We start from the raw sequence: 4346 nt of genomic DNA, 5'->3' as shown, positions 1-4346 counted from the left end.
CAGCTCTGGGTAGCCGATCCCGAAAAACGGACGGTCGTCAACATGACCGACGACCCGGCGGTGCAGACGAAGATCGTCAAGGTCTCGAAGCGCCACCCGGGTGAAGTTCTCGTCGGCATGAATATCCGCGATCGCCGCTATCGCGATATCTATCGTATTGATTTGGCGACCGGTCAGCGTACCGAGGTATTTCATAACAAAAACAATTATATTGATGTCATTGCTGATCCCGATTTCAATATCCGCATGGGCGTTCGCGGCAATCCCGACGGCTCGTCGACCTATTTCCGGCTCGATCTCGCGGGGCCGAGCGAATTCATGACGATCCCGCTCGTTTCGCTGCGCAATTCGCGAATATTGGGGCTCGATGGCGCGGGCCGGCTGGCGATGCTCGACAGCCGCGGCGGCGACAAGGGCAGCCTCGTTTCGGTAGATCTTGCTTCCGGTAAGCGGACGCTGCTCGCGGCCGCCGGACGTGCCGACATCATGGACCCGCTGTTCGATGAACAGAGCGGCGCGCTGCTGGCGACGCGCGAGGACCCGCTGGTCAGCGAGTGGACGGTTCGCTCGGACGATGTGCGTGCCGAGTTCGCGGCGCTTCAGGCGGCCGCCGCGGGGCCATTCAAGATCGTCGGGCAGACCCCCGATAACGCGCGCTGGCTGCTCCTCGAAACCGTGCCGGGGCAGCCCGACCGCTATAGCTGGTGGAACCGGAAAAGCCGATCCCTCGCAAAGCTGGTATCGACGCGTCCGGACCTCGAACGACGTGCATTGGCGCGCCGGATCCCGGTGACGATCCGTTCGCGCGACGGCCTCGCACTGCCAAGCTATCTGACGCTTCCTCCGCGCGCGAAGCTGGGTGCGGACGGCATGCCGGCGGCGCCGGTTCCGCTCGTCCTCCTCGTCCATGGCGGTCCGTGGCTTCGCGACGACCTCGCGTTCGATCCGCAACATGCCTGGCTCGCCGACCGCGGCTATGCGGTGCTGTCGGTGAATTTTCGCGGCTCGGGCGGCTTCGGCAGCGACTTCATGGCGAAGGGCGACCGGAAATGGTCGGAGACGATGCATGACGACCTGCTCGATGCCGTAAAATGGGCGACCGACAGAGGGGTAACCGCGAAAGACAGGGTGGCGGTGATGGGGCTGTCTTATGGCGGCTATTCGACGCTCGTATCGTTGAGTTTTACACCCGAGACCTTCCAGTGCGGCGTCGACCTTGCCGGCCCGAGCAATCTGCCGCGGCTGATTTCCTCGATGCCCTTGTGGTGGACCTGGCAGCGCCCGCAGTTCGTCAATCGCGTGGGCGATCCGGCGACCAGCGAGGGCGCAGCGGATCTGATGCGGCGGTCGCCGATCGCGCGCGTCGATGCGATCTCCAGGCCCTTGCTCGTCACCAATGGCGCGAACGACCCGCGCATCTTTCCCGACCAGTCGCAGGAGATCGTCGACGCGCTGACAGCGCGCGGGAAGCCTGTGACCTATGCCTTTTACCCCGACGAGGGGCACGTCTATGCCAAGGACGTCACGAACATTTCCTTCGCCGCGATCGCCGAGCATTTCCTTTCGAAATGCCTCGGCGGGCCGGCCGAGCCCTATGGCAAGGACCTTGCGGGATCGGAGGTCGAGTTGAGAACGGGGACCAGGTTTGTCCCCGGGCTCGATGCGGCGATCAAGGCATCGGGAAGCATCGGCAGCGGAGCGAAGTGAGACCACCGGTCCGCGGGCTCGCCAATATGCTTCGCGGGCGATGCGCCGAACGGAGGCCGGCGCCCGCCGCCTCCGTTCCCAGCTACCGGCCTCGGGGCCGGTATTCGAGCGTTTCGGTCGACGTCGCGGAGGCGCGGATCTCGTCGTCGGTAAGCGGCGTTTTCTTGAGCTCGTTGGTTTCGTGCATCAGCGTCTGGTCGGCGAGGTGCGGGTTGCCCGTGCCCTTGCTATCGATGAACAGATTCTGCCCGCCCGCGTCGATCACCGAATAAAGCGCGCGCCGTTCGCGGCCGACCTCCATCAGTCCGACCCAGCTCTCGCCGCCATTGTGCGGCGCCATCGTCGGGCCGAGGCGGAGTACCGCCGACAGGCGATGCTCGGGATAATCCTCGGCCATTTGCGGGCGGTCGGGCGTTTCGAGCGACGCGTCGAAATATTTCCAGTAAACCGGCTGCTTCCATTCGGCCATGTCCTTGCCGGGAAAGCGCGGTTTGACCTCGGCAATCGTCGCCTTGATCGTGTCGATCATCACGGCGGTGCGATCACGCCCGTTGAAATAGTCGACGCTGAGCGGCAGTCCGGCCTTGTCGCCCTGAAAGGCGCGCAGCAGCAGGCTCGACTGATAGGTCAGGTAGCGATCGGCATCGATCGCCTTCCACCAGTCGCCCATATCGTCGCCGAACAGGGTCTTCGGCGCGACCTGCAGCCAGCTGCGATAGAGTGTCAGTCCCGGATTGTCGTATCGCTGGTCGCCGTCGCGATCCTGATAGAGGCCGTTGAAGCTCAGCATCAGTTTGCCGGCGCGTTTGACCTCTGGATCGTCGCTCGCCGCGATCGCTTCGCGGATCCAGGGCGCGAAGAAATCGGGCGCCGCCTGATTGCGATCGACTGCGCCGAGCGCGTTGAAGATCTTGCCGTTGAATTCGCGCATGTCGAGAAGTGTCAGCGACTGGCCCGCTTTGGCGAGACGGTCGCCCATCCATGTACGGAAGGTAGCGCCGATGCGGGCATTATCGCCTTCCTGCGACCAGCCCGTCGCCTTGCTGTTCCACGACATGAAATAGCCCTGCTTCGGGTTGATCATCTGCGGCTTTTCTGCCGGCGTCAGGAAACCGGTCCACTCATATTCGCCGGTGCCGGGGGTGGGCAGCCGCGGATCGACACCGGCGGCCTTCTTGGGGAGCGCACCCGCTTCGAAATAGGCGATCGTGCCGTCTTCGCCGCCATAGCAGGCGCCGAGGTTCCAGCCGAGCCGGTCGACACCCTTGGTCTTGAATTCGGCAAGGCTCTTCGCGCGGCCCATCTCGGCAAAGGCGACCCATGTATCAAGTTCGCGGCCATGAACGCCCATCTGCTGCGAATAGGCGGTGCCGTTTTCGACATCCCACGCGATCACCGGGCCATGAACCGTCCACGCGACTTCGTGTGTGAAGGGCGTGCCGTCCTTGACCTTGAAGGTCTCGGTCCGGTGCTCCATCGCTTTCCACGCGCCCTTGTACCAATATTGATACCGGTTCTTCGGGTTGAGCTTTTCGGCGAAGGTCGTGCCAGCTTCGCTGCTGCCTGATACCAGCAGCCAACCGTGCTGCGCGCCGCGGCCCATCGTCGGGACGCCCCAGCCGGTCGAGCCGAAGCCTACATTGTCGAAACCGCCGCCCTTCAAGTGGATTTCGGGCCCGTCGGCGGTGGCCTCCAGCATCAGCACCTTTCCGCTTGCCGATTTTTCGGGTCCGATGACCATGCAGCGGCTGGCGCCTTTTACCGGTTCGGTCGGTGCCGTCTGTGCCGCCGCCGATCTCAGGTTGCGGTTCGGGGACAACTGCACCGGGGCGATGACGGGCGCCGGAATCGGCCGGGCAGGGGCGAGATCGTCGCCGGCAGGGATGGTCGTCGGGGAATCGGGGTCGGAGATCGGCACGACGTCGTTGAAGATCTGCCACGCCTTGTCCTGGCCGTAGCGCGCCGTCATTGCCTTCAGAAATTCGAGATTGCGGATCTCGTAGGTGTCGCGTCCCAGCGGCGCGGCGCTGATCAGCGCCAGATATTCGGCGAGGCTCCAGCGCGTCGGCCGGATGCCCCAGCGGGTGAATTCGAGCGGCGTCTGGTTTTCGGGATCGGCGTTCACTTCGTCGATACGCTTGTTGATGCCGTCGACCATCGCCTGGATCATCTTCCGATGTTCGGGCGCGAGCGCACGATAGCGTTCGAGCAACTGGGCGTCGGACAGACGGCGGCCGCGCATCATCTTGTCGCTTTCGATCGCCGATTTCCCGACCAGTTCGGCGCGGCGCCCCTGCGTATTGTGCCGCGCCAGTTCCATCGCGGCGAGCCGGTCGTGCGCGATCGCGTAACCCGCGCCGAACATCACGGCGTCCGATGTGTCGGCCATGACGTGCGGAACGCCGAACTCGCCGCGATAGATCGTCACCTTTTCCGCCGGAACATTTTGCGCCTGCGCTGCCGATAGTGTTGCGGAAAGGAGCGCGAGGCAGCTGGCCTTGCGGAAGAGCGACGAACGACGGTTCGACATAAGGGCGACCTCTCTATCGGGTGGAAGGGAGAAAATTCTCGGCCAGCGCGACCCACAGCGCGGCGCCGGTGGGCGAGATCCGGTCGTCATATTCATAATGATTGTTGTG

At 63.9% G+C, this 4346-nt stretch carries 2 protein-coding genes; one reads left to right on the top strand and one right to left on the bottom strand.

Annotated features, from left to right (window positions below; all coding sequences use genetic code 11):
* A partial coding sequence (locus VGD20_RS19920) for an alpha/beta hydrolase family protein (protein WP_331136115.1) occupies positions 1 to 1707 on the top strand: 1707 nt, incomplete at its 5' end.
* An 82-nt stretch (positions 1708 to 1789) separates the two neighbouring features.
* Here VGD20_RS19920 and VGD20_RS19915 read toward each other — a convergent pair.
* Complete coding sequence (locus tag VGD20_RS19915) at positions 1790 to 4237, bottom strand: penicillin acylase family protein (protein WP_331136114.1); 2448 nt, start codon at positions 4235 to 4237, stop codon at positions 1790 to 1792.
* Positions 4238 to 4346: the final 109 nt, after the last annotated feature.

This window comes from Sphingopyxis sp., assembly GCF_036402335.1.
Taxonomy (GTDB): Bacteria; Pseudomonadota; Alphaproteobacteria; order Sphingomonadales; family Sphingomonadaceae; genus Sphingopyxis.
This window is presented reverse-complemented; position numbering and strand designations above follow the sequence as displayed.

Coding starts and splice junctions, on each gene's coding strand:
- VGD20_RS19915 (WP_331136114.1), bottom strand. CDS start 4,237: ATGTCGAACCGTCGTTCGTCGCTCTTCCGCAAGGCCAGCTGCCTCGCG.